Origin of the sequence: Acinetobacter sp. YH12027 (assembly GCF_013420085.1) — a bacterium.
Classification (GTDB): Bacteria; Pseudomonadota; Gammaproteobacteria; order Pseudomonadales; family Moraxellaceae; genus Acinetobacter; species Acinetobacter amyesii.
Genome location: NZ_VOYW01000014.1, coordinates 13,542 through 37,332, shown reverse-complemented (window position 1 = coordinate 37,332; position 23,791 = coordinate 13,542). Strand labels below are relative to the sequence as shown.

General features: G+C 39.3%; 18 protein-coding genes. 10 read left to right on the top strand and 8 right to left on the bottom strand.

The features are described 5' to 3' along the window. Positions 1-43: 43 nt before the first annotated feature. A complete protein-coding gene (locus FTT94_RS06675; protein ID WP_180170467.1) occupies positions 44-2,278 on the bottom strand; it encodes an NADP-dependent isocitrate dehydrogenase in 2,235 nt (744 codons plus the stop codon). Between the two features lie 1,122 nt (positions 2,279-3,400). Between FTT94_RS06675 and FTT94_RS06670 the strand changes: the two genes are divergently transcribed. From FTT94_RS06670 to FTT94_RS06650, 5 genes are all read left to right on the top strand, one after another. Further along, positions 3,401-4,687: a sensor histidine kinase KdpD gene (locus FTT94_RS06670; protein ID WP_180170466.1), complete on the top strand. Its 1,287-nt coding sequence runs from the start codon at positions 3,401-3,403 to the stop codon at positions 4,685-4,687. Positions 4,688-4,779: 92 nt separating this feature from the next. Beyond that, a complete protein-coding gene (gene glnE, locus FTT94_RS06665; RefSeq protein WP_180170465.1) occupies positions 4,780-7,539 on the top strand; it encodes a bifunctional [glutamate--ammonia ligase]-adenylyl-L-tyrosine phosphorylase/[glutamate--ammonia-ligase] adenylyltransferase in 2,760 nt (919 codons plus the stop codon). Positions 7,540-7,557: 18 nt separating this feature from the next. Then, complete coding sequence (locus FTT94_RS06660) at positions 7,558-8,484, top strand: branched-chain amino acid transaminase (RefSeq protein WP_180163281.1); 927 nt, start codon at positions 7,558-7,560, stop codon at positions 8,482-8,484. A gap of 83 nt (positions 8,485-8,567) precedes the next feature. Further along, positions 8,568-9,458 (top strand): ELM1/GtrOC1 family putative glycosyltransferase, encoded by an 891-nt coding sequence (locus FTT94_RS06655; protein WP_180170464.1) that lies wholly within the window; start codon positions 8,568-8,570, stop codon positions 9,456-9,458. Positions 9,459-9,470: 12 nt separating this feature from the next. After that, a complete protein-coding gene (locus FTT94_RS06650) occupies positions 9,471-10,277 on the top strand; it encodes a polysaccharide deacetylase family protein (RefSeq protein ID WP_180170463.1) in 807 nt (268 codons plus the stop codon). Positions 10,278-10,365: 88 nt separating this feature from the next. Here FTT94_RS06650 and FTT94_RS06645 read toward each other — a convergent pair whose 3' ends face one another. The 3 genes from FTT94_RS06645 to FTT94_RS06635 are packed head-to-tail and all read right to left on the bottom strand — an operon-like array spanning position 10,366 to position 12,848. Continuing rightward, positions 10,366-11,172, bottom strand: a complete 807-nt coding sequence (locus tag FTT94_RS06645; RefSeq protein ID WP_180170462.1) for a glycosyltransferase family 32 protein — start codon at positions 11,170-11,172, stop codon at positions 10,366-10,368. Between the two features lie 45 nt (positions 11,173-11,217). Next, positions 11,218-12,150 (bottom strand): glycosyltransferase family 2 protein, encoded by a 933-nt coding sequence (locus tag FTT94_RS06640; protein ID WP_180170461.1) that lies wholly within the window; start codon positions 12,148-12,150, stop codon positions 11,218-11,220. A 2-nt stretch (positions 12,151-12,152) separates the two neighbouring features. Beyond that, a complete protein-coding gene (locus tag FTT94_RS06635; RefSeq protein ID WP_180170488.1) occupies positions 12,153-12,848 on the bottom strand; it encodes a hypothetical protein in 696 nt (231 codons plus the stop codon). Positions 12,849-12,940: 92 nt separating this feature from the next. Here FTT94_RS06635 and FTT94_RS06630 point away from each other — a divergent pair, with 92 nt between their 5' ends. Genes FTT94_RS06630 through FTT94_RS06620 form a run of 3 tightly spaced genes read left to right on the top strand, consistent with a single transcriptional unit; the run spans position 12,941 to position 15,657 of the window. Beyond that, the gene (locus FTT94_RS06630; protein WP_218955991.1) at positions 12,941-13,759 is read left to right on the top strand and encodes a glycosyltransferase family 25 protein; all 819 of its coding nucleotides are present in this window, start codon (positions 12,941-12,943) and stop codon (positions 13,757-13,759) included. Positions 13,760-13,769: 10 nt separating this feature from the next. After that, complete coding sequence (locus FTT94_RS06625; RefSeq protein WP_180170460.1) at positions 13,770-14,624, top strand: WlaTC/HtrL family glycosyltransferase; 855 nt, start codon at positions 13,770-13,772, stop codon at positions 14,622-14,624. After that, positions 14,617-15,657 carry a capsular polysaccharide synthesis protein gene (locus tag FTT94_RS06620; RefSeq protein WP_180170459.1) on the top strand — a complete coding sequence of 347 codons (1,041 nt, stop codon included), beginning with the start codon at positions 14,617-14,619 and terminating at the stop codon, positions 15,655-15,657. The genes FTT94_RS06625 and FTT94_RS06620 overlap by 8 nt, the downstream gene beginning before the upstream one ends. A 53-nt stretch (positions 15,658-15,710) precedes the next feature. Here the strand turns inward: FTT94_RS06620 and FTT94_RS06615 are convergent, their stop codons facing one another. From FTT94_RS06615 to FTT94_RS06600, 4 genes are all read right to left on the bottom strand, one after another. Then, a complete protein-coding gene (locus FTT94_RS06615; protein WP_180170458.1) occupies positions 15,711-15,929 on the bottom strand; it encodes a hypothetical protein in 219 nt (72 codons plus the stop codon). Positions 15,930-16,054: 125 nt separating this feature from the next. Beyond that, positions 16,055-16,921 (bottom strand): lysophospholipid acyltransferase family protein, encoded by an 867-nt coding sequence (locus FTT94_RS06610; protein ID WP_180170457.1) that lies wholly within the window; start codon positions 16,919-16,921, stop codon positions 16,055-16,057. A 315-nt stretch (positions 16,922-17,236) separates the two neighbouring features. Next, the gene (aspS, locus tag FTT94_RS06605) at positions 17,237-19,021 is read right to left on the bottom strand and encodes an aspartate--tRNA ligase (RefSeq protein WP_180055859.1); all 1,785 of its coding nucleotides are present in this window, start codon (positions 19,019-19,021) and stop codon (positions 17,237-17,239) included. Between the two features lie 160 nt (positions 19,022-19,181). Then, positions 19,182-19,961: a DUF4184 family protein gene (locus tag FTT94_RS06600; RefSeq protein WP_180170456.1), complete on the bottom strand. Its 780-nt coding sequence runs from the start codon at positions 19,959-19,961 to the stop codon at positions 19,182-19,184. Positions 19,962-20,108: 147 nt separating this feature from the next. On the opposite strand from FTT94_RS06600, the gene znuD reads away from it, so the two are divergent. Together znuD and FTT94_RS06590 are read left to right on the top strand one after the other, a co-directional pair. After that, positions 20,109-22,193, top strand: coding sequence for a zinc piracy TonB-dependent receptor ZnuD (gene znuD, locus FTT94_RS06595; RefSeq protein WP_180170455.1), 2,085 nt, complete (start codon positions 20,109-20,111; stop codon positions 22,191-22,193). Positions 22,194-22,302: 109 nt separating this feature from the next. Beyond that, a complete protein-coding gene (locus FTT94_RS06590; RefSeq protein WP_180170454.1) occupies positions 22,303-23,769 on the top strand; it encodes a phospholipase D family protein in 1,467 nt (488 codons plus the stop codon). Positions 23,770-23,791 lie beyond the last annotated feature (22 nt).

Below are 23,791 nucleotides of genomic sequence, written 5' to 3'. Positions count from 1 at the left end.
CTGGTTTTTTTACATCACTAACTTACGTTAGTTTTGCATCAACTTATTGAGCAGCATCAAGAGCAGCATTCAAAGTTGCGCTTGGACGCATTACAGCATTTACTTTTGCTGTATCTACAGCGTAGTAACCACCGATGTCCGCAGCTTTACCTTGAACTTCAGCAAGTTCTGCAACGATTTTTTCTTCGTTTTCAGCAAGTGCTTGAGCAAGAGGAGCGAATTTCGCTTTAAGATCTGCATCTTCGTCTTGCGCAGCAAGTTCTTCAGCCCAGTATTTAGCAAGGTAGAAGTGGCTGCCACGGTTGTCAAGTTCGCCAGTACGACGTGATGGAGACTTGTCATTGTCAAGCAATTTACCAGTCGCAGCATCAAGTGTATTTGCAAGAAGTTTAGCTTTCGCGTTGTCTTCTTTGATGCCCATTTCTTCTAGAGAAACAGCAAGTGCCAAGAACTCACCTAAAGAGTCCCAACGTAAGTGGTTTTCTTCTACAAGTTGTTGTACGTGTTTAGGCGCAGAACCACCCGCACCAGTTTCGTACATGCCGCCACCAGCCATTAGGGGCACGATAGAAAGCATTTTCGCAGAAGTACCCAATTCCATAATCGGGAACAAGTCTGTGAGGTAGTCACGTAGGATGTTACCAGTTACAGAAATTGTATCTAGGCCGCGAGCAACACGTTCAAGTGTATAACGCATTGCACGGACTTGAGACATGATTTGAATGTCTAAACCAGTAGTGTCGTGCTCTTTCAAGTAAGTTTGAACTTTCTTGATGAGTTCGTTTTCGTGTGGACGGTACGGGTCAAGCCAGAAGATCGCAGGCATTCCTGAGTTGCGTGCACGAGTTACAGCCAATTTCACCCAGTCGCGGATCGGTGCGTCTTTCACCTGACACATACGCCAGATATCGCCTTCTTCCACGTTTTGTGACATCAACACTTCACCAGTTTCTAGGTCGGTGATGTTTGCAACACCCGCTTCAGCGATTTCGAAAGTTTTGTCGTGTGAGCCGTATTCTTCAGCTTTTTGCGCCATCAAACCAACGTTAGGTACAGTACCCATAGTGCGTGGGTCAAAGTTACCATTCCATTTACAGAAATTGATCATTTCTTGGTAGATACGCGCGAAAGTAGATTCAGGCATTACAGCTTTACAGTCGTACTGTTTGCCGTCAGCACCCCACATTTTACCGCCACCACGGATCATTGCGGGCATAGATGCATCTACAATGACGTCATTAGGTGAGTGGAAGTTAGTGATGCCTTTTGCAGAATCAACCATTGCAAGTGCAGGACGGTGTTCTTGGCAAGCATGTAAGTCAGCAATGATTTCTTCACGAAGAGAAGTCGGAAGAGTTTCAATTTTTTCGTAAAGACCAGACATACCGTTGTTGATGTTAATACCTAACTCATCAAACAATTTGCCGTGTTTTTCGAATGCATCTTTGTAGTAAATCTTCACACAGTGACCGAAAACGATTGGGTGAGACACCTTCATCATGGTCGCTTTTACGTGTAGAGAGAACAAAATGCCTGCTTCTTTACAATCATCTAATTCTTTTTCATAGAAGTCGCAAAGTGCTTTTTTGCTCATGAACATTGAGTCGATGATTTCGCCGTCTTGAAGCGCAACTTTAGGCTTAAGAACAATAGTTTCACCAGACTTAGTGATCAATTCCATTTTTACATTGCGAGCGCGGTCTAAAGTCATAGACTTTTCGCCGTGGTAGAAGTCACCTTCGTCCATGTGAGAAACGTGAGTTTGTGACCACTGTTTCCATTCGCTCATAGAGTGCGGATGTTTCTTCGCGTAATTTTTTACTGCAGTAGGCGCACGACGGTCAGAGTTACCTTCACGAAGTACAGGATTTACAGCAGAACCTAGGCATTTGCTATAACGTGCCTTGATTTCTTTTTCTTCCTCAGTCGCTGGGTTTTCTGGGTAGTTCGGAATTGCAAAACCTTTAGACTGTAATTCTTTAATGCAAGCAGTTAATTGGCCAACTGAAGCACTGATGTTCGGAAGTTTGATAATGTTTGTGCTTGGATCTTGGGTTAATTGTCCAAGCTCTGCCAAGTTATTTGGCACCTTTTGTTCTTCGCTTAGGTAGTCTGAAAATTCAGCGAGTACACGTGCTGCAACTGAGATATCGCGTTTAACGATTTCAACGCCAGCAGGTTTAGTAAAGGTTTCAATGATCGGCAGCAGAGAGTAAGTCGCCAATAATGGCGCCTCGTCGGTCAGTGTGTAGATGATAGTTGACTTTCCACCAGCCATATATAGCCCCTTGCTTTAGATTGTGTCTTTGAGGTCCGAGCTTGTGGCTCGCCTCTATGAACCGATTTGCTTAAATAAAACTATGAAAGTATCGGGGTTCATTGCTTTTCAGTCAACGCAAGATCCTGTGATGTGGTCATTTCGTAGAAAAATGATACAAAAGAAGTGCAGTTTGACGCCCAATTTTAGCGCAAAACCGAGAAGGGGAATATTGAAAGCTTGTTATTCATAGCTTAAAGCTATTGAACAATTAAATTTATATCGTTTTCTTGGGGCTGATCTGTTCTTTATGGCTCGTTCGAAATTTAGTTGTAAAGCAAAGCGTAGGACAGGTCAAACCGAAAGCCTTAGCTTTTAGGTGTAGATTTGGTGCGTAAGTTCGAAAATTAGTCAGGATTGGTGACTTTATAAAAGAACGACGTGAGTTTGATGCTACGTTTGACTTTGAGCGCTCTCGGAATGTTTATACGATAACTTATATATCTGATGAATAAGGCATGGCTATTTTTTAGCTTCAGTCATTTGGGTGAATGAGTTCATGTACAGTAGAAGCATGAAACGAATCTTTAGCTCAGTTTAATAAAGTAAAAGCGAGCAGGTATGGTTTAACGCTCAAATGACACACACAACTGATAAAAACTAATAAATTAGTCTAATAGAAAAACTTAAAAATAGATTCATTTAGTGTAGCTGACTGAAACGAGCATCCTGATGAGCAATCTGGTCGTAGAATAATCATAAAACTCACTATTTTTTGTGATGTAGTTAAAGAAAATTAAACCCAGTTTTTTAGGTCTTATGTAAGTGAATATTTCTTTTAGTCATGTTTTTAGTTTGAATAAAACGCGAAAAGTACGATTTAAAATAAACAGTCAATAAAATTTAAATTAATTTAAGTTTCTAATTTTATTGTTTTAATTTTTGTTTTACCTTTAATGTTATGTTCTTTATAGATATTTTTATTTTCTAATTGGATGAAAGTTCGATTAAATAGCGCATTCGTAAATGATGTTTGTTTTTTTGTTGGGTTTTGTTATTGAGTGTTTGGGCTATTTTTGCTATTAATCTTGAACAGAACAGTTGGTTTTTATCTTTAAGATAAACCCTGAGGAGAGCAACGGGATGGCTTTACGTTTACTGGATATTGGTACACAAACCGAATTATTAACTGCCTGTCGTTTGTCTTTATTGATGGGGGTTTATACGGACGACAACCGCATTGCAGAATTTTTAAAGTTTGCGCGTGGTATTGTGCAAGTCGATAATGCTGTCCTCGCATTTAAAAATGAACCTTATATATGGTATGCGTCAGAGCACATATTTAAGGCCTTTATGGCCGAAGCTGATGATGATCGCCTCGATCAGTTTTTTGCTGAACATTCTCGTATAGACCGAGACGCTGAAAATTACCAAGCTTATTCCGACTATATGCAGGAACTGGGTTTAGGGCATCAGCGTTTAGTCGCTTTCGATTTAAAATATGACCAAGAATCTATCGGTAAAGTGATATTATTTGATGATCAAGTCACTGCATTTGAATCCAAACAATTAAAGATCGTTGAAGAATTTGTACAAAGTCTAGTCAACATCATTCAACTTCGCGTTGAAAATGCCGAATTAAAAGAAGCTTATGAACAGCAGTCGGCACTGAATTTTAGTAAGACTAAATTTTTCCAAATTATTGCTCATGATTTAAGAGCGCCATTTCATGGCCTATTGGGCTTTTCTGAAGTTTTGGCGCAGGAGCGCAATACCTTAGATGATTCAAGTGTGCAAAATATTGCAGACTATTTATATGACACCACACAGTCGACGTATAACCTCTTAGAAAGCTTATTGAACTGGGCTATGGCAGAAGGTGGTCGCTTTGTTTATCACCCGATTAATTTTGATTTGCATCAGTCTGCAAAAATTGTGAGTGATGTCTTAAATAGCTTGGCCGTGAAGAAAAATATCCGACTGATCAATGCCGTGCCTGAAGGCATTAAAGTCAATGCAGATATCAATATGATCACATCAGTGATGCAAAATTTGGTGTCAAATGCATTGAAATTTACTCATACCGATGGACGAGGTGTGGTGACGATTTCTGCCGAACAAGATGGTGAACGGATTTTATTCACTATTCAAGATACTGGATTGGGGATGACCCAAGCTCAGATTGATGATTTATTTCAGCAAAAACTGACGGTTAGTATTAAAGGTACGGCAGGAGAACGTGGTACGGGGTTGGGTTTAGTCCTTTGTAAACGTTTTGTGGACTTAAATCAGGGTGAAATTGTGGTGAACTCGAAAGAAGGTGAAGGCACACAATTTAAAGTCTGGTTGCCACAGGCGACGAGCCTGCATCAAACCCTAAATACCGAGAGCAGCAGTGCACAGAAAGATGCGACCTTAAGTGAACTTTAATACGCATCTATTGGTATAAAAGCCTAAAAATACTTTTCCCTAAGCGTTATCAACTGTTATAACTAGAAAAAAATCACGCTAGGGTTTGTGAAATGAATACGGAGCAATTGCAGAAAACATTACGTGCCAGTCAATATGCTGAACAGGTGCTCGGAATCCATCAGGCCAGTTTAGAACAAGACTATGCAATTGATCAGTTTCAAACCTCGCTCAGTACAGCACAAATTCAACATTTTGTCGCAAGCAGCCTTGCCGATATCCAAGATGAAAATAGCTGGATGCGTGCAATTCGTGTGCTGCGCGCACGTCTGATGTTTCGTTGGATTTGGCAAGATGCCAATCAACTCACCGATGTCGTCACCTTAACTCGAGAGCTTTCAGACTTTGCCGATGCGTCCATCTGTGCGGCAAAAGATTTTGCGCTGAATCCGTTGATTGCGAAATATGGCGAACCGCTAGGCTATAAGGGGAAAGTTCAAGACCTAATTGTGGTTGCCATGGGAAAACTTGGTGCACAGGAACTTAATCTTTCAAGTGATATTGATCTTATTTTTGCCTTTGATGAACAGGGCGAAACCAATGGTCGAAAATGTATCGATGTACAGCAGTTCTGTATTTTGTGGGGACAAAAATTAATTTACCTGCTTGACCATATTACGGCAGATGGTTTTGTCTTCCGTGTAGATATGCGCCTTCGCCCATGGGGTGATGGTTCTGCCTTGGCAATCAGTCATGCGGCATTAGAAAAATATTTAAGCCAGCATGGACGTGAATGGGAGCGCTATGCTTGGATTAAGGCACGTATCGTCACGGGCGGTAAAGAAGGCGCAGAGTTACTAGAAATGACCCGACCTTTCGTCTTCCGTAAATATGTCGATTACACCGCTTTCGAAGCCATGCGTGAAATGAAGGCCATGATCGAACGTGAAGTGCTACGTCGTAATATCGAAGATGATATTAAACTCGGTGCAGGCGGAATTCGTGAAGTTGAGTTTATTGTTCAAGTCTTTCAGCTCATCTATGGCGGTTCAAAACTCGAGTTGCAAGACCGTCAATGTTTAGTGAGTCTGCATCATTTAGGTGAAGTTGGATTATTAGAAAAAACCGCAGTTGCTGATCTAGAAGATGCATATTTATTTTTACGTCGCATTGAACATGCGATACAAGCGCTCAATGATCAGCAAACCCAATCGTTGCCACATGAGCCTGAACCACGCCAACGTATTTTAGATACTTTAGGTTTTGCATCTTGGGTTGACTTTTTGAATGTACTCAATCAGAAGCGTGCCAAAGTCATTTACCAATTTGAACATCTTATTAAAGAAAAAGAACCCGATCCGTTATTGGAAAGCTTTAGTCATTTAGAAGCACAGTTAAATGATGTTTTAGATGATGATGCCAAAAATTTAATTCACGAATTTTGGTATGGACATTCGCTGAAAAAATTACCTGCCAAAGCTGTACAGCGCTTAAAAACCTTTTGGCCACATCTTATTGAGGCGATATTACAGTCAGATAAACCTCAGGTGGCCTTACTACGTCTCATGCCTTTGGTGGAGTCGGTGCTGCGCCGTACGGTCTATTTGGTGATGCTGATTGAGAGCAAAGGGGCATTACAACGATTAGTGAAAATGGCAACAGTGAGTCCGTGGATCTGCGAAGAATTGACGCATTATCCCGTGCTGTTGGACGAGTTTTTGTCGATGGATTTTGAGCTGCCAAAGCGTAAAGATTTAGAAGACTCTCTACGTCAGCAATTGCTTCGAATTGAAATTGATCAAGTCGAAGACCAAATGCGTGTTCTTCGATTATTTAAAAAATCCAATGTCTTAGCAGTAGCTGCTAGTGATGTTTTGGCAGAAAGTCCGTTGATGAAAGTGTCGGATGCATTGACCGATATTGCTGAAGTGTCGGTGAATGCAACCTTGCATTTGGCATATCAAATTGTTGCCAAAAAACATGGCTATCCAATTGATGCAGAAGGGCAGCGTTGTTCGATTGATCACACGGCTTTCGCGGTAATTGGCTATGGCAAGGTGGGTGGCATCGAGCTGGGTTATGGTTCGGACTTGGATTTGGTGTTTATTCACTATATGGACGAACAAGCCGATACTGATGGACAGAAACCAATTAGTGGCTTTGAATTTGCCATGCGGGTGGCACAAAAATTTATGTCCTTAATGACCACGCAAACCCTAGATGGTCGAGTGTATGAAGTGGACACACGTTTACGACCTTCGGGAGAGGCGGGGTTATTGGTGACCAGCTTAAAAGCTTTTGAGCAATATCAACATAAAAATGCTTGGGTTTGGGAGCATCAAGCTTTGGTACGTGCCAGAACCATTGCAGGCGAGCACAGTTTACGGATTGAAATTGAAAACTTGCGCTGCAATATTTTGACGCAGCCACGAGATGAGAACAATGTTCGTGCAGAAGTGCTCAAAATGCGCCAAAAAATGAAAGACCATCTAGGTTCTTCTAAAGAGCAGCAAAAAGATGGAATTTTTCATTTAAAACAAGATGCAGGTGGTATCGTTGACATCGAATTTATGGCACAGTATGCAGTATTAGCATGGAGTGGGTCGAATCCCGATCTCGCCCATTACTCTGACAACGTACGAATCCTTGAGGATGCCGCAAGAACGGATTGCTTATCCAGCGCCGACGCGACAGCATTGATTCAAGCTTATCTCCGTGAACGAGCCGAGAGCCACCGTTTAGCACTTGCGAATCAATCCATGCAAGTTTCAGCTGACGATTGGCACGATACCCGAGTGGTCGTTTGCAAGCTATGGCAAAGATTAATTGATCCAACTGCAACGTTTGCATTGGATAAAAATGACTGTGTATAAAAATTTGGAGTGTGTGCCATGAACTTGGCTGATCGTGATGGTTTTATTTGGCAAGATGGACAATTAGTTGACTGGCGTGAGGCGAAAACTCACGTATTAACACATACATTGCATTACAGCATGGGTGTGTTTGAAGGCGTCCGTGCTTATGAAACTCCGAATGGAACGGCTATTTTCCGTTTAAAAGAACACACTAAGCGTTTATTAAATTCTGCAAAAATTTATCAAATGAAAGTCCCATTTGATCATGCAGCATTAGAACAAGCTCAAATTGATGTGGTTCGTGAAAATAAATTGGCTTCTTGCTATTTACGCCCAATTATTTTTATTGGTTCAGAAAAATTAGGTATTGCAGCAACTGACAATACAATTCATGCCGTTGTTGCTGCATGGAGCTGGGGTGCTTACCTTGGTGATGAAGCGATGGCGAAGGGTATCCGTGTTAAAACGTCTTCATTTACGCACCATCATCCAAACGTGACCATGTGTAAAGCAAAAGCATCTGGTAACTATACTTTGTCAATTCTTGCACACCAAGAAGTGGCACATGCTGGCTATGACGAAGCAATGTTACTCGACCCACAAGGTTATGTATGTCAAGGTTCAGGCGAAAACGTATTCCTTGTACGTGATGGTGTGATTCATACCCCTGATATTGCGGGTGGTGCACTTGATGGTATTACACGTCAAACAATCATTACAATTGCTAAAGACCTTGGCTTTGAAGTGGTTGAACGTCGTATTACACGTGATGAATTCTACATTGCAGATGAAGCATTCTTCACAGGTACAGCAGCTGAAGTAACACCAATCCGTGAATATGATGATCGTCAAATTGGTGAAGGTCGTCGTGGCCCAATTACTGAGCAAATTCAAACTGCATTCTTTAATGCTGTTCAGGGTAAAGACCCTAAATATGCACACTGGTTAACTTACGTAAAATAAGTTGATCGGTTAAGATGGAAAGGCGAAATGAAAGTTTCGCCTTTTTTTATGGCCCTAGATTATTGAAAGATTGGAAAGTGACTATGCATATTGTTTATGTCAGTGATGGTAAAGCCGGACATCGCTCACAAGCCTTAGGGTTATTTAAAGCTATGCAGCGTCAATATACATCGACTGTTACTTTTCAAGAAATTTCAATTGATGATTTACCGATCGGCACATTGCTGTCGGGTCTATTTCGTCATCAAGTCGCAGGTGTGGATCAGGCGCCGAATTATATTTTTGGTGTCGGGAGTCATACTCATTTTCGTGTATGGTTATTCGGACAAGTTTATCGACAAGCTAAAACCGTTATTTTAATGAAACCAAGTCTACCTTTTGCTTTGTTTGATTATGCGGTGATTCCAGAACATGATGGGGTTACTGCATCCAAAAAAGTGTTGGTCACTCAAGGTGCATTAAATCCAATTGTGAATGAACAGCGCCATCAGCAAGGGCGAATTTTGATTGCCTTAGGTGGCTCGTCGAAACGCCATCAATGGAATGATGCAAAAGTACTTAACTCAATCCAACACATAACCGCAGATAACCCAGAAGCAGAAATTATATTAACCACCTCTCGTCGTACACCGAAGGCATTTTTGAACGTATTGGAACAACAAAATTTTTCTGCGCAACTTCAGATTTATCCAGTGGAACAAACGCCGCAAGGTTGGATTTTTAAGGAAATGCAAAAAGCCGAAGCCGTCTGGGTGACAGGGGATAGTGTGTCGATGATTTATGAGGCACTGACTGCGGGGTGTAAAGTCGGGGTGATTCAAATTGATCGTTTGAAAGAGGACCGTATTACAGGTTCGGTGGATTTGATTTTGCAAAAGGGCTTGGTTTCTTTATCAACTTCAAGTTCGGAATTGACTGAACCTAGTGCTTTTAAAGAAGCGGATCGTGTGGCAACATATCTTTTGACAAAATAACTGGTCGTAACCGTGATTTATATATTCATTTTTCTGTTGGTTTTGATGATTGCATTTAGTCTTAAATATGCATGGTGGAAACCAGCGGTAGATTGGAAAAGACCGCGCGTCTTAATGTATCACATGGTACGCGAACACATTGATGGTGCAAAATTTAATAAGTTGAGGGTGAAACCTGAAGAGTTTGAAAAGCAAGTGGCTTGGATGAAAGCCGAGGGTTTTCATTTTGTGACGATGCATGAGTTGCAACAAAACTGGGGACAGCATCCGGAAAAAACTGTTGCCATCACATTTGATGACGGTTATCTGGATAATTTGGAAAATGCTTATCCAATCTTAGAAAAATATCAAGCTAAAGCGACGATCTATGTAGTGGTGGATCGTCATGACCGAGACTGGTCAACCTATAAAAAAGCTCATCACAATAGCGGTGAGTTAGCGCGAGAACCTAAACTGAATGATGAGCAAGTTCGCTTTTTGGCACAAAGTGGTATTGTCGAAATTGGTTCACATACATTAACGCATGCCAATTTAGATAAATTAAATGATGCTGAGTGTTTGAAAGAGCTTGATGAATCTAAACAAGCTTTAGAAAATTTAATATTAAAACCCGTAGAGAGTTTTGCCTATCCTTTCGGCATTTATTCTGAGCGCGATGTGCGTTTAGCAGAGCAGGCAGGTTATAGCAATGCTGTGACCACCAAAGAGGGCATTGATGGCCTAAGTCCCGACTTTATGCAATTAAAACGGATTAAAATCAGTGGTAAAGACAGTATGTTTGCAGTCAAATTACGGATGAAATTAGGTAAAAGAAGTTAAAAAATTATTTTCGTACAAAGAGGTTGGTGCTACAGAATGAAGTAATATATTGCATCTAAATTTCTCTAAAAATCAACTGATAACGAAGTTATTTAGAGTCTTTTCTATGCTTTAACGCTTTTCTAGGATGCAACACATATAGCCATAATTTATAAAGTATGTTGTTGAGCATATTCAATTTCACCACAGGATTGATTTGTAGACGATAATGGTTTTTGTTGACGACGGTCGTGTCCGCATTGATATAAATCAATCCAAACTCACTGGCAAAACGTTCATAACGATATTTGTGTTGTTGTGTTTGGATGACTTTTTCAATCGCTAGTGAATAGGGAATAGGACCTGTGGTATTGAGTACGCCTTTGCGTCCAACGTGATATTTCATAGGGGTGTAGTCGCGAATCCGAAAACTAACTTCATCTATCACCGCTTTTAAAAATGGAGAATGTGCTTGAGCAATGATATTCCATTGCTGATATTCCCCAAATTTTAATGATTTCAGGTGCTTGTTGATGCCATAACCTTGATATTGTTGCCCAGCTTCATTTTCCCAACCACAGATTATAAACTCATCCTCAGCCTTTAAAATGTCATTAAAAGGCACAGCACATGAGCTTTTCAGATCTAAATAAACGCCACCTTCTTGATAGATCAGCAAATAACGGAAAAAGTCTGAACGTGCCGCGGCATAATTTTCATTAATACTTAAATAGGTCTTTAAAGTATTGTCATCATAATGTTGTTGAATATATTCTAAAATTTGAGATTCATCATACAGTCGATAATTCCAATCAGGGTTTCGTTGACGCAGCTCTGAAACTGATATTTTGATATTTTCAGGAATGTTGGCTTCACCTTGTAAATAAATTTGGTGAATAATTTTAGGAATAGACATACCGAACGCTCAAAAGCTGAATTGGAAGAACATTAAAATAGATATTTAGTTTGGACGACGCACATGATCGAGTTGACTGAAGTAACTTCTGAGTTCTTCAGCTCGACTTGCCCACCATTTTTCGGGATTTCTCTTTGCAAGTACATAATAAAAAAACTCTTTTAAGCTTTTCTGATCACGAACTTTTAAACTTTTCCAATAGGTAGACAATGCTTTATTTTTTAATAAATTTTGTTGAGTTTGATCCAAATTATGCTCATTTACAAAATCATAAATGGTAAAAAACATATCATGGTGCTGCTGATTTAGATTTTGCGATAAACGATTATTCCCACGTTTGGTTTTGGTTTCTTCTTCATCTAGAATCACGAAAACAGTTGCAGTTTCTGTAAACAATAGTTTTTGTGCAACTACACCTAACTCTAAAGCCAAAGATTCATCTTGGATAAAAAGTTTTAAATTACAGCCTTTAGCAGTCTGCCAAACCTGTTTTGAACACATCACACACATTTCCATAATGTTGTGTTGAATCATATAAGTCAATGGGCGTTCAATGCTTTGAGTATCCATTTGTGGATACTGCTGAATGTTTACTAGATTATGGATTTTGACTTTATTGCCATAAAATAGATCACATTTTTCAGCTTGCATTTGCTCTACGATTTGTTTTAAACGATTCGGTGCAAGAACATCATCTGCATCCATAAAAAATAAATAATCGCCTTGTGCTGCATCAGCACCTTGATTCAGACGATTTGCAGGACCTTTATTATCAGTATTATAAATGATCTTTACTTTAGGAAATTGTTGCTGTAATTGTTTGGAATAACTTTCCCAATTTGGATCGGTTGAGGCATCATCTGCCACAATAATTTCTAAAAGTTCAGGCAAGTCAGGTTGCAAGGACTCAATGGTTCTTTGTAAAAGAGGGCCTTTGTTAAAATGGGTCAATACAACTGAAATAGATGCTTTAGACATGTTTAGTTAACTTGCTTGTACTTAAGAGTTTTATTTAACCATAAAAAAAATGTTTTTAAATGTCCTGTAAAACTATTGGTTGCTAAAAATCGCACTTGTACATAGCGAATATTGTACTTTCGACAAAAAAACATACGATGATGACCTTGATGCAATTTATCTTTTACGCCTAAGCCTCGACATAACATAATCGCCATGGGATGATTTTTATCATAACCATGATCTTTAAATGATTCATCAATCTCATGAAAACGGCTTTGACGTTGATCTTTAGGAACGCCCCATTTATTTCGATCGCTATAGTTATAGGCAGTTTCTTCAGTTTTTAAATTTCGTTCTAAATGATTGTCAATAATATCGTTTAAAGCAATTTCATAACTTTGAGTTGAATAATCTAAATATTTTTTACGAATCGGTTTAATTAGTGCCAGTATGCCCAGTTGAGGTGCGCGTTGTTCAAACATGATCCTTGTTGGAAAATGGGTTAAACCTTGTTGCTTAGCTTGGATCAGTGCTTCACGACCCCGAAACAATACATCTTGTATACTTTTGGATTCTTTCCCAATCAATAAGAAAACATCTTCAGGCGCGATTTGCGCTAAAGTGTTTTGAGTAACTTGAATATTTGCATTAGGCAGTTGAAGGAGTTCTTCAATCTTAATATGGTAGTACTCAGAAGAAAAACCAAACACATTCATAGCCAAATAAACATCATAAAACAAATATGATAATCCTGTCAGTACAAAAAATCTATTCATCTATAACAAGGAATTTACTATTTGGGATGTGAATGAAATATAATTGGCATTTTCAAATTGTTCTTTTAGGTTTTGCTGTGAAGAAATATTTAATCAGTATCGAAAAAGAGGGAAGCGCTCGACTCGCTCATTTTTTCTCACAAACGACTTTTGGAAAATACCAAGATCAATTTACAAAAATTGGGGTGATTGGGGCGCAATTACCTACAGCAGAATACTTTAAACTTGCAGTTGCAGGACGTAAAAAAGCCTTAAGTCCAGCCGAGTTAGGTTGTACGTTGTCTCATGTGAATGTTTTCAAAGATTTTTTAGCTTCTAACGAACAATTTGCCTGTATCTTTGAAGATGATGCAATCTGTTTAAATGACATTGATTTAAATGAACTCGAAAATCAGATCAGCGCATTAAATTTGCCTAATTGCTTTTTGTTGAGTATGGGCGGAATTCAACTTAAAAGTAGTCGTAAAGTTCGGGGCGAGTTTTTAGAGCAAAAATTAGAAAATCAACCTGTATTAAAACTGCATCCAATCTATTTTGGACGTTTATTTTATACATATTCTTATGTGATAGATCGTAAAATGGCTGAACTTTTATTACGCTATCATGAAGTGCCAAAAGGTTGTGATCATTGGTCACAATTAAGAGATTATGATGAAAACTCTCAACTTTATGCGACCTTTTTATTTGACCATCCAGAATTAGATGCGATAGCGTCAGGGCAAAGCTATATAGAGCAAGAACGTAATTTATTAAATAAAGTGGAAAAGAGCAAAAAATCTTTTATTGAAAAATGGAAAATATCTATTTTAAAACGTATTTTTAAAATGATCTTAACACAATATCCTAAGTAGGTTAGAAAAAATGTCTATTACAATTATTACGGCTTTTTTTGATATAGGGCGAGGAAACTGGAGTGTGGAAAATGGACATCCTAGTTATTTACAACGAACTACGGAAAAATACTTTAAATACTTCTCAAACTTGGCTCAACTTGAAAATGATATGGTGATATTTACCAGTACAGATCATGTTGAAAAAATTAAAACAATTAGGGGAAATAAACCAACAACTGTGATCGATATTTGTCTGGATGAAAAATTTCATTCATGTAAAAAAATGATCGCTGAAATTCAGCAAAGCGAAGATTTTAAAAAAAATATTAGTACTGAGCAATTAAAGAATCCTGAATATTGGTCAGTTGAATATGTTCTAATTAATAATTTGAAATCATATTTTGTTAAAAAAGCAATTAAGGCTGGTTTAGTTAACTCCCCATTGGCTGCATGGGTAGATTTTGGTTATTGTCGTAATTTAAAAACTTTAAATAAGATTAAAGTATGGGATTTCTCATTTTCATTAGAAAAAGTTCATTTTTTTTCGATCAGAAAAATATTTACTATTAATGAAAAAAGTGTAAATTATGCTATTTTTAATAATCAACCTTTCATTATTGGAGGTGTAATTGTTGCTGCACCTGAAAAATGGTTGTCATTTTCAAATTTAGTTTATCGGTGTCAAATTGACTTGTTAAATCAGAATATTGTAGATGATGATCAAGGTATTTATTTACAAGCTTTATTAAAAAACCCCGAATTATTTGAGATTCATTATTTGGGTGAAGATCAATGGTTTGATGTCTTTAAAAAATTTGATGATCAAAATAACTTAAGTTTTACAGGTCGTTTAAAAAGGATGATGAGATATTTTAATGTCTGAAAATAAACAACGTTCTATGAGTGTGAAAGAAATATCTACTGATATTGAAAATCTTTTTTCTAAAGATGAAGCGCAAACCATACGATTAAAGCGACTAAAAAAACAGCCCTGGCGTAGCTTTTATTCAATCTTTGTTCCCAAATCCAAGCGTAAGCTTGAACAGCAGCAAGCCAATGCTTTACAAAAAGTACAAGTAGCAAATCATTGGGATACTTTTTTAGATCAGTATTTTCAAGGCAATTTAACGCATTTTGATTTAAACCCCAAAAAACAGTTCGCTGACCAAAAAATTATTTGGCAATACTGGGGACAAGGTTTAGCTGCAGCTGAGCAAAATGAAACAGTAAAATTATGCTTTGCCTCTGTAGATCGGTTTAAAAATGATTATCAAGTGATTCGCCTTGATGAAGAGAGTGTAAAAGAATATTTAGATCTGCCAGAATTTGTCTGGGAAAAGAAAAAAAATGCTCAGTTTAAGCCTGCTTTTTTTGCTGATCTGATCCGTCTCGCTTTATTGGATGTTTATGGTGGTGTGTGGATCGACGCAACGATTTTATTGACTGCGCCAATGGATGAAAATATTTTAAATCAAGATTTTTTTATGTTTCATCGTGATCAAAATACACAGAATAAGTTAGTTTGGGAACAGTTTAATGGGGACTATTTTGGTTGGCATGATCGTCACTATGTTAATGTTTTGAATAGTTTTATCGTTGCTAAAAAGAACAATAAAATGGTGCATATTTGCTTTGAAATCATGATGAATTATTGGAAAACGCAAAATGCGATTCCACATTATTTTATATTTCAGATCATGTTTAATGAACTTACAAAGCGTGATGTCTGGGATGAACCGATGTTTATTCTTGATGATACATTGCCACATCTTTTGCAGATTAGATTAAAGGAAAAGTTTGATCAACATGAATTTATCAATATAGTTAATCAAACTAGCATTCATAAAATTAACTATATTGACGAATATTCTTTAGAAAGTTTTTTTAACTTTCTAATAAGAAAATATACTGATTGATACTATATGATAGTAGTTAGTAAATCGAGCATATAAATTTTTGTTACATTAAGTTAATTGCGATCCGCATTACCTTTCAACACCATATAAATCAAACCGACAAAGATTAATAATGCACCTGCAAGGCTGCTGACACAGAATAAAACGATTCGGTTATAGGTGGTTAAGTTGAATAATTCATTGGCTAAAATGTAGCGCATGAACAACCATTGTACGACAGAAAAAACAATCAACACGATTGCACGACGACGGACTTCAGGACGCATAGCCATAGGAGAATCACTTAAAGTGGAAATTGAGGCTATTATGCCACTGTCGATAATCGATCTCAATTGAATAAGATTAATCCAAACCCGTGATACACAAATCTTAAGGTTGAGTTTTATTCAGATCACCTTTATTTACGGTACATATTGATGTTGCCAAAGCAGACCCGAAAGCGTTTATAAGACCAGATATACTGTTCAGGTGCTTGGTTAATGATGTCTTGCATCGCGATGTTCAGTGCGTCGACTGAGCATTGTAAATCTTTAGAGGAAATCTCTTCTGCTAAGGTTTGGCAATGCACATCAAAGTGCCTTAAGTTGGGTTGTCGAATACAACTTAAGCCGATGACATTACATTGGGTTTTTGCAGCAAGCTTTGAAACCAGCGTGATCGATAAGGTATTTTGCCCAAAAAAATTGGAATAAATACCGCCTGAAGGCTTTGGTAAATGGTCAGGTAAAATGACCGTCAGACCACCTTGTTTCAAATGTTTAAAAATGGCACGGATCCCTGTTTCATCTGTCGGGACTAGGGTTGCATTAAACTTCTCACGTGCTTCTAACAGATACCGATTGATTCCTTTATTTTTATTTGGTTTATACATAATCATGGGTTCTGTATACAGATTCAGCCATGCATTGAGTAGTTCCCAGCAGCCAAAATGCGGAACCACAACAATGACACCTTTTTTATTCGCAAGTGCTTCCGTGAGGATATTTTCACCATAAATGTTTTTCAATAAGCTCAGGCTATAACTTGGCGGCATCCCCCAACATTTAATAAATTCAATATAGGTCAGGCATTGGCTTCGGATACTTTGGCTGACGAGCTGTCTCTGCGCTGTCTCTGACAAATCTGGGTAGGCCAGTTGAATATTGATGCTAGTGATACGTTTGATCGATGAATTAAATAGATTAAGAATAAACGCGATCATCAAAGCCAAGTTTTGTAACAGCCAAAGTGGCAATAGCGCGATGATTTTGAATATAAAGTACATGGATCACAAGGTCTCAAAATTGACAGCATGGAATAAAATAAATTTTGCCAAGAGACCGGACTTATTCAGTGAAAAAGTACAAAAAGATCTGAATCTAAAAACAAAATAATCGGAAGTAGAAAATTGAGCTATCCATCGCTCAAAGGATGTGGTGCAACATCATAACGTAGTTGAAGCGTTTTGATATTAGCAAAGTCAATCAAATCTTTAATTTATGTTTTGTAGGTTTTCAACGACCTTTTGTTGGTCGAAATAAAAAACCCTGCTTAGCGCAGGGTTTTTTAAACCTTAAAATCTAAATCTTAAAATGTAAGATTATTTAGATTCTTCAGCTTTAGGTTTTTCGCGTAAACGAATACCTAGGTCACGCAATTGGGTTGCTTCAACTGGCGCAGGTGCTTGAGTCAGTGGACATTCAGCAGTTTTCGTTTTCGGGAATGCAATCACGTCACGGATAGAAGATGCACCAGTCATCAACATCACTAAACGGTCAAGACCGAATGCCAAACCACCGTGAGGAGGCGCACCGAATTTCAAGGCATTAAGCAAGAAGCTGAATTTCTCTTCTGCTTCTTCTTCAGAAATACCAAGCGCTTCGAAGATCGCTTTTTGCATTTCTAGGTTGAAGATACGTAATGAACCACCACCGATTTCAGTACCGTTCAATACCATATCGTAAGCAACAGAAAGTGCAGCACCTGGGTTGTTCTTCACTTCTTCAACGCTTGATTTTGGCAGCGTGAATGGGTGGTGAACAGACGTCCATTTACCGTCATCAGTTTCTTCGAACATTGGGAAGTCAACAACCCAAAGTGGCGCCCACTCGCAAGTTGCAAGTTTCATGTCGTGACCGACTTTAATACGTAAAGCACCCATCGCATCATTTACGATTTTCGCTTTGTCCGCACCAAAGAATACGATGTCGCCATTTTCAGCGCCAACACGTTTCAATAGATCAAGCACGATTGGCTCGATAAATTTAACGATTGGAGATTGAAGACCTTCAATACCTTTTTCAAGTTCGTTGACTTTGATGTAAGCCAAACCTTTCGCGCCATAAATGCCAACGAATTTAGTGTATTCGTCGATTTGGCTACGTGGAAGCGCGCCAGCACCTGGTACGCGAAGCGCAACAATACGGCCTTTAGGATCTTTTGCAGGACCTGCGAATACTTTGAACTCAACGTCTTGCATCATGTCTGCAACATCAACAAGTTTCAAAGGAATACGTAAGTCAGGTTTATCAGATGCATAGTCACGCATTGCGTCTGCATAAGTCATGCGAGGGAATTTGTCGAACTGAACGTTTAGAAGTTCTTTGAACATCTTAACCGTTAAACGTTCCATCAAATCCATGATGTCATCGTCACTCATGAACGATGTTTCAACGTCGATTTGTGTGAATTCAGGCTGACGGTCAGCACGTAAGTCTTCATCACGGAAACATTTAGCAATTTGGTAGTAACGATCGATACCGCCAACCATTAACAACTGTTTGAACAATTGTGGAGATTGTGGAAGTGCGTAGAAGCTACCGTTAGAAACACGACTTGGTACTAAATAGTCACGCGCACCTTCAGGAGTTGCACGAGTCAAAATCGGTGTTTCAACGTCTAGGAAACCATTTTCTTCGAAGTAGTTACGAATCAGGTTTGTTAATTTAGAACGGAAACGTAAACGATCTAACATTTCTGGACGACGAATATCGAGGAAACGATATTTCAAACGTACTTCTTCAGAAATATTGGTATTTTCGTCATTCAATGGGAATGGAGGAGTTTCAGACGCAGCAAGAACTTCAATTTCTTTGCCTAAAACTTCGATTTGACCACTCACGATATTCGCGTTTTCAGTACCTTCGTAACGACGACGTACACGGCCTGTAATTTTTAATACGAATTCTGAACGTGATTTATCAGCAGTCGCGAAAGCTTCAGGAGTATCAGGGTCAATCACCACTTGAACAAGGCCATCACGGTCGCGCATGTCAAGGAAGATTACACCACCGTGGTCACGGCGACGGTGAACCCAACCGCATAATGTAACGGTTTGGTCGATTTGGGCTTCAGTAAGTGAGCCGCAGTAATGAGTTCGCATCATAGCGTTAGAAATCCAACTATATGGGTTAAGGTCAGCGAATACGTAAACAGCGTACCGCTTTTATTCGAATAGGGGATTATGCCTCTTTTTGGCTGTTTTGTCACAAGGACTTATTGCTAAAACAGCCAAATTTACAGCAAATTTTTGCTCAATGAAGGGCTTAAGCCGATGACGTAGAAAAAATGTTAGTGCTCTTGCTTAAGATCAGAAATATCAGACTACCGAAGCTAAACGTGGCTAAAAATGCACGGAAAAAATAATTAATGGCTTTGCCGATATAGGCATACAAGTCGTGTACAAAGGCATCAGAATAAATACTGTCAGCAAAATAAAAATAACTTGCGATTCCCGCAGCTAAAGACAGGGCCGCTAAAGCATATACATAGACTTTGATGGATGTGGGGACGTTTGCAGTACTTCGATAGTGAAGATGATGACGATAAATCATCCATGCCAAAACGGGGAGTGCCAAGCCAGATAATCCAATTTGCAACACACGATGTAGGGGATATGAATGACCAAAAAATGGAATCGGCAGACTTAAGAGATCTTTAAAAGCAAAGGTACGAAAGTCAACATGGGTCAAGCCATCCCAAACAATATGCGTCGAAGTTCCAATGATGAGTGCGAGGATGAGGCTTAGGATAAACCCACAGCATTGATTGAAATTCTGTAGATGCAGCGGCTTATTTAAACCAAAAAAAGCAAATAACATCGGGCGATAAAGCACATACCACAGCACACAAAACAGCAAACCTAGGATTAAGTTTGGAACAATTAACCCCGACCATTGATGTGAACCTGCATAGTCAGCATTAGTAAATAAACGGAATAAATCTGGCACCATGCTACCAATTGCGAGTGCTGCAATAGGCAGGCGATTTCCGCTTAATTTGGAAATAGGCGGTGCGAGTACAGCATGGGATATGGTAAAAGGCATTGAATTAAAATAAATATATGAATAAATACAATGTGGTATAGGTGAGTGTATATGATTTGGGCAAATTAAAATGTTTTTTATTGCAAAACGAATGAAATGTTATATTATAACATTATTCAAAAATAGCCTGATTTGAGTCTCTCCAACATGTCTTTTCATAAGAATTTAATAACTGTTTCGATTTTTGCAGTGATTGCACCCAACCTTTATGCCGATGACCCAGAACAACAGGTACAAAAGCTCGAAGCGATTAATGTTCAGGTCCATCCTTTAAACCAAAGTGCGGCAGATTTTGCTGTTGCCGATAATGTCATTCAACATAAAGCTCTTGCACAAGGTGGCGTCACAATTGGTGATGCGTTAGCCGGACAGCCGGGTGTATATTCAAATCAGTTTGGTGCAGGTTCAAGTCGTCCTGTGCTGCGTGGTCAAGATGGCCCTCGTGTCAAAGTCTTAGAACACGCCTCAGAAACTGCAGATGTTTCGACCTTATCTCCTGACCATGCGGTTACGGTAGATCCGATTTTGGCAAAACAAATTGAAGTGATCCGTGGGCCATCAACGCTGTTATACGCGGCAGGCACAGTTGGCGGTTTGGTCAACGTGACGGATCAAAAGATTCCTACCTCTATTCCTGATAAAGGCTACGAAGGTCAAGTTGGGGTTCGTTATAACTCAGGCAGTGATGAAAAATTGGCGAGTGCCGGTGTGACGGCTGCTTTAGGTGAGCAATTTGCCATCCGTGTAGAAGGCTCGAAACGTAAAGCCAATGACTATATTGCACCCAATTATTTTCATGATCATGATGGCGAATTAGAAAAAGAACGCCGTGTCGGCAACACCTTTGCAGAAGGGCAAAATGTCAGTGTAGGTGCGTCATGGATTCATGATCGAGGTTTTGCTGGACTGTCTTATAGCAACCGTCAAGACCAATATGGCTTGCCGGGGCATAGTCATGAATATGAAAGCTGTCATCCACATGATGACCATTTACATTGTGATGGTCATGACAACCATGGGCATACCGATGAGCATGATCATTCAGCCCATGACGAACATGATCACGATCATGATGCCGCAGGCCCATGGGTCGACTTAAAGTCAGAACGCTATGATTTCCGTACCGAACTTGCGAATCCGTTTGCGGGCTTCCAAAAACTCCGTGCACATGCAAGTTATACCGATTATCAACATGACGAAATTGAAGGTGATACAGCGGCAACGACCTTTAAAAGTCAGGGCTATGATGGCCGTTTAGAATTGGTCCATAACCCAATTGCTGAATGGGAAGGGGTAATCGGTACCCAGTACAATCAGCAAAAGCTCAATATCAGTGGCGAAGAGTCATTGATGAACCCAAATAAAACCCAAAAATGGAGTGTATTTGGTTTAGAACATAAACAATTTGGTGATTTTCATGTCGAGCTGGGCGCCCGTGTCGATCAGCAGAAAATTCAAATCGATTCTGCACAAAAAGATTATGATGATTATGGCATCTCTTATTCAGGTGCTGTGAATTGGGCGTTTGCACCAAATTATAAATTGTCCTTGGTGGGTTCTCATCAAGAGCGTTTACCGTTGGCGCAAGAGCTGTATGCAGATGGCAAGCATTTTGCGACCAATACCTATGAACGTGGGAATGAAAATCTAGATGTTGAAAAATCTAATAATCTAGAATTAGGTTTCCATTATGAAAAAGATCAGTTGGATTATCACGTTCATGTGTATCACAACTGGTATGACAACTACATTTATGCTGCAACCAAAGATAATTTTGAAAACTTCCGCTTAGTTGATTACACCCAAGACAAAGCCAAGTTCTATGGCGCGGAAGCTCAAGTGGGTTATGCAGTAAATGACATGTATAAACTCAGTGTCTTTGGTGATTATGTTCGCGGCAAAATTGATGGTGAAAATGCGCCACGTGTGCCTGCAGGGCGCTTAGGAACCAAGGTCGATGTTGACTTTGCCGATGGTTGGTCAGGTCTTGCAGAATATTCACATGTATTCAAACAAGACAAAATCACTGCATTTGAGCGTGAAACAGATGGCTACAACATGGTGAACTTGGGTGTGGCCTATAGTGGTCAGTTGAAAGATCAAAATGATTATCGAGTCTATTTCAAAGCCAACAATTTATTGGATGAAGATGTTTATTCTCACACGTCATTCCTTGCCAATATTCCTCAAGTCGGTCGTAATTTTACGGTCGGTCTTGAATTTGGTTTCTAATTGAAATTGCACAGACTTTTCTAAGTAAGTCTAGGTTAAGTCACAGAAATCCTCTTGAAAAATCAATGAATAAAACCTAGTCTGAGCGCATTAGACTAGGTTTTTTCTTATGCGCATCATTCAACGAATACATCACAAGCTCAATTGGTCACGCCGTCGCTATGTGGGTGTGGTCATTGGTTTATTGGTTTTAGGTTATTTGGCATCGGCAACCTATCACACGCTAAAACCACTCCCTGAAGGGCTGAACTACACGGGGAAACTTCGCCATGCTGAAGTGAACTTTTTAGTGGATGAAACCTATATTGATGCGCAAGGAAAGCAGCAACAGGAACATCGCATTTTTAAAGAAATGCTAAAAATGATCGAAGAAGCACAGTCGACCATTGTGTTGGATATGTTTCTCTTTAATCCGCAAGTTGGCGACTCTCAATTAAAACATGAACAATTAACACAGGAGCTGACCGATGCGCTGATTTTGAAGCGTCGACTATCTCCTCAAGTGGAAATTTTTGTGATTACTGACCCTGTCAATTCGGTCTATGGCGGCATTCAACCCGAGCATTATCGTCAATTACGGCAAGGGGGGATTGAGTTGATGGAAACCAATTTGGCGCCGCTTCGTGCGTCCAATCCTGCATGGTCAGGTTTTTGGTATATCTGTTGTCAAGATATTGGCAATAATCCTGAAAAAGGCTGGTTACCGAACCCATTGGGAACCGAAAAGGTGACGATCCGCAGTTATATGGATCTTTTCAACTTTAAAGCCAATCATCGTAAAACCTTGGTGGTAGATACCGTTGAAGGTTGGAAAGGTTTGGTCACCTCTATGAATCCGCATGATGGTAGCTCACGACATTCTAATGTGGCCTTAACCGTCAAAGGCATGACCGCGATTGATCTGTTAAAGACCGAGCAAGCCGTTGGAATGATGTCCAAAGCCAATATTCCATTTGTGGTGATTAAGGATGTTGAAGCGGCGAAAACTCAGCCACAGGTTCAAGTGCTAACTGAAAAAGCAATTTATGATGCCACATTCGACTTAATTGATAGCGCGAAGAAAGCTGGAACTGAAATTGATATCGCGATGTTCTACTTGTCAGAACGTAAAATTATCAAAGCACTCATTGCTGCACATGAACGTGGCGTGAAAGTGCGGGTATTACTCGATCCGAATAAAGATGCTTTTGGTCGTACCAAAAATGGTATTCCAAACCGTCCTGTTGCTTCTGAATTGCATGATGCTGGTATTGATGTGCGTTGGTGTAATACCCAAGGTGAGCAGTGCCATAGCAAGATGATTTTAAAACGAACAGCCTATCAGGCAGATATGATTTTAGGTTCTGCCAATTTCACAGCGCGTAACCTGAAAAATTATAATTTAGAAACGGATTTAAGAGTGATCGGTTTGAAAGACGCTCAAGTCTTTAAAGAGGCAAATCAGTATTTTAATACGGCTTGGTCAAACCGTGATGGTAAGCAGATGAGTGTGGATTACGATACGTATGCCGATGAATCTAAGTTGAAATATGTGTTGTATCGCTTTATGGAATGGAGCGGATTATCTACTTTTTAGAATTGTCTTAATCTCCCTAAAT

Coding starts and splice junctions, on each gene's coding strand:
- FTT94_RS06675 (WP_180170467.1), bottom strand. CDS start 2,278: ATGGCTGGTGGAAAGTCAACTATCATCTACACACTGACCGACGAGGCG.
- FTT94_RS06670 (WP_180170466.1), top strand. CDS start 3,401: ATGGCTTTACGTTTACTGGATATTGGTACACAAACCGAATTATTAACT.
- glnE (WP_180170465.1), top strand. CDS start 4,780: ATGAATACGGAGCAATTGCAGAAAACATTACGTGCCAGTCAATATGCT.
- FTT94_RS06660 (WP_180163281.1), top strand. CDS start 7,558: ATGAACTTGGCTGATCGTGATGGTTTTATTTGGCAAGATGGACAATTA.
- FTT94_RS06655 (WP_180170464.1), top strand. CDS start 8,568: ATGCATATTGTTTATGTCAGTGATGGTAAAGCCGGACATCGCTCACAA.
- FTT94_RS06645 (WP_180170462.1), bottom strand. CDS start 11,172: ATGTCTATTCCTAAAATTATTCACCAAATTTATTTACAAGGTGAAGCC.
- FTT94_RS06640 (WP_180170461.1), bottom strand. CDS start 12,150: ATGTCTAAAGCATCTATTTCAGTTGTATTGACCCATTTTAACAAAGGC.
- FTT94_RS06635 (WP_180170488.1), bottom strand. CDS start 12,848: ATGAATGTGTTTGGTTTTTCTTCTGAGTACTACCATATTAAGATTGAA.
- FTT94_RS06630 (WP_218955991.1), top strand. CDS start 12,941: ATGAAATATAATTGGCATTTTCAAATTGTTCTTTTAGGTTTTGCTGTG.
- FTT94_RS06625 (WP_180170460.1), top strand. CDS start 13,770: ATGTCTATTACAATTATTACGGCTTTTTTTGATATAGGGCGAGGAAAC.
- FTT94_RS06620 (WP_180170459.1), top strand. CDS start 14,617: ATGTCTGAAAATAAACAACGTTCTATGAGTGTGAAAGAAATATCTACT.
- FTT94_RS06615 (WP_180170458.1), bottom strand. CDS start 15,929: ATGGCTATGCGTCCTGAAGTCCGTCGTCGTGCAATCGTGTTGATTGTT.
- FTT94_RS06610 (WP_180170457.1), bottom strand. CDS start 16,921: ATGTACTTTATATTCAAAATCATCGCGCTATTGCCACTTTGGCTGTTA.
- aspS (WP_180055859.1), bottom strand. CDS start 19,021: ATGATGCGAACTCATTACTGCGGCTCACTTACTGAAGCCCAAATCGAC.
- FTT94_RS06600 (WP_180170456.1), bottom strand. CDS start 19,961: ATGCCTTTTACCATATCCCATGCTGTACTCGCACCGCCTATTTCCAAA.
- znuD (WP_180170455.1), top strand. CDS start 20,109: ATGTCTTTTCATAAGAATTTAATAACTGTTTCGATTTTTGCAGTGATT.
- FTT94_RS06590 (WP_180170454.1), top strand. CDS start 22,303: ATGCGCATCATTCAACGAATACATCACAAGCTCAATTGGTCACGCCGT.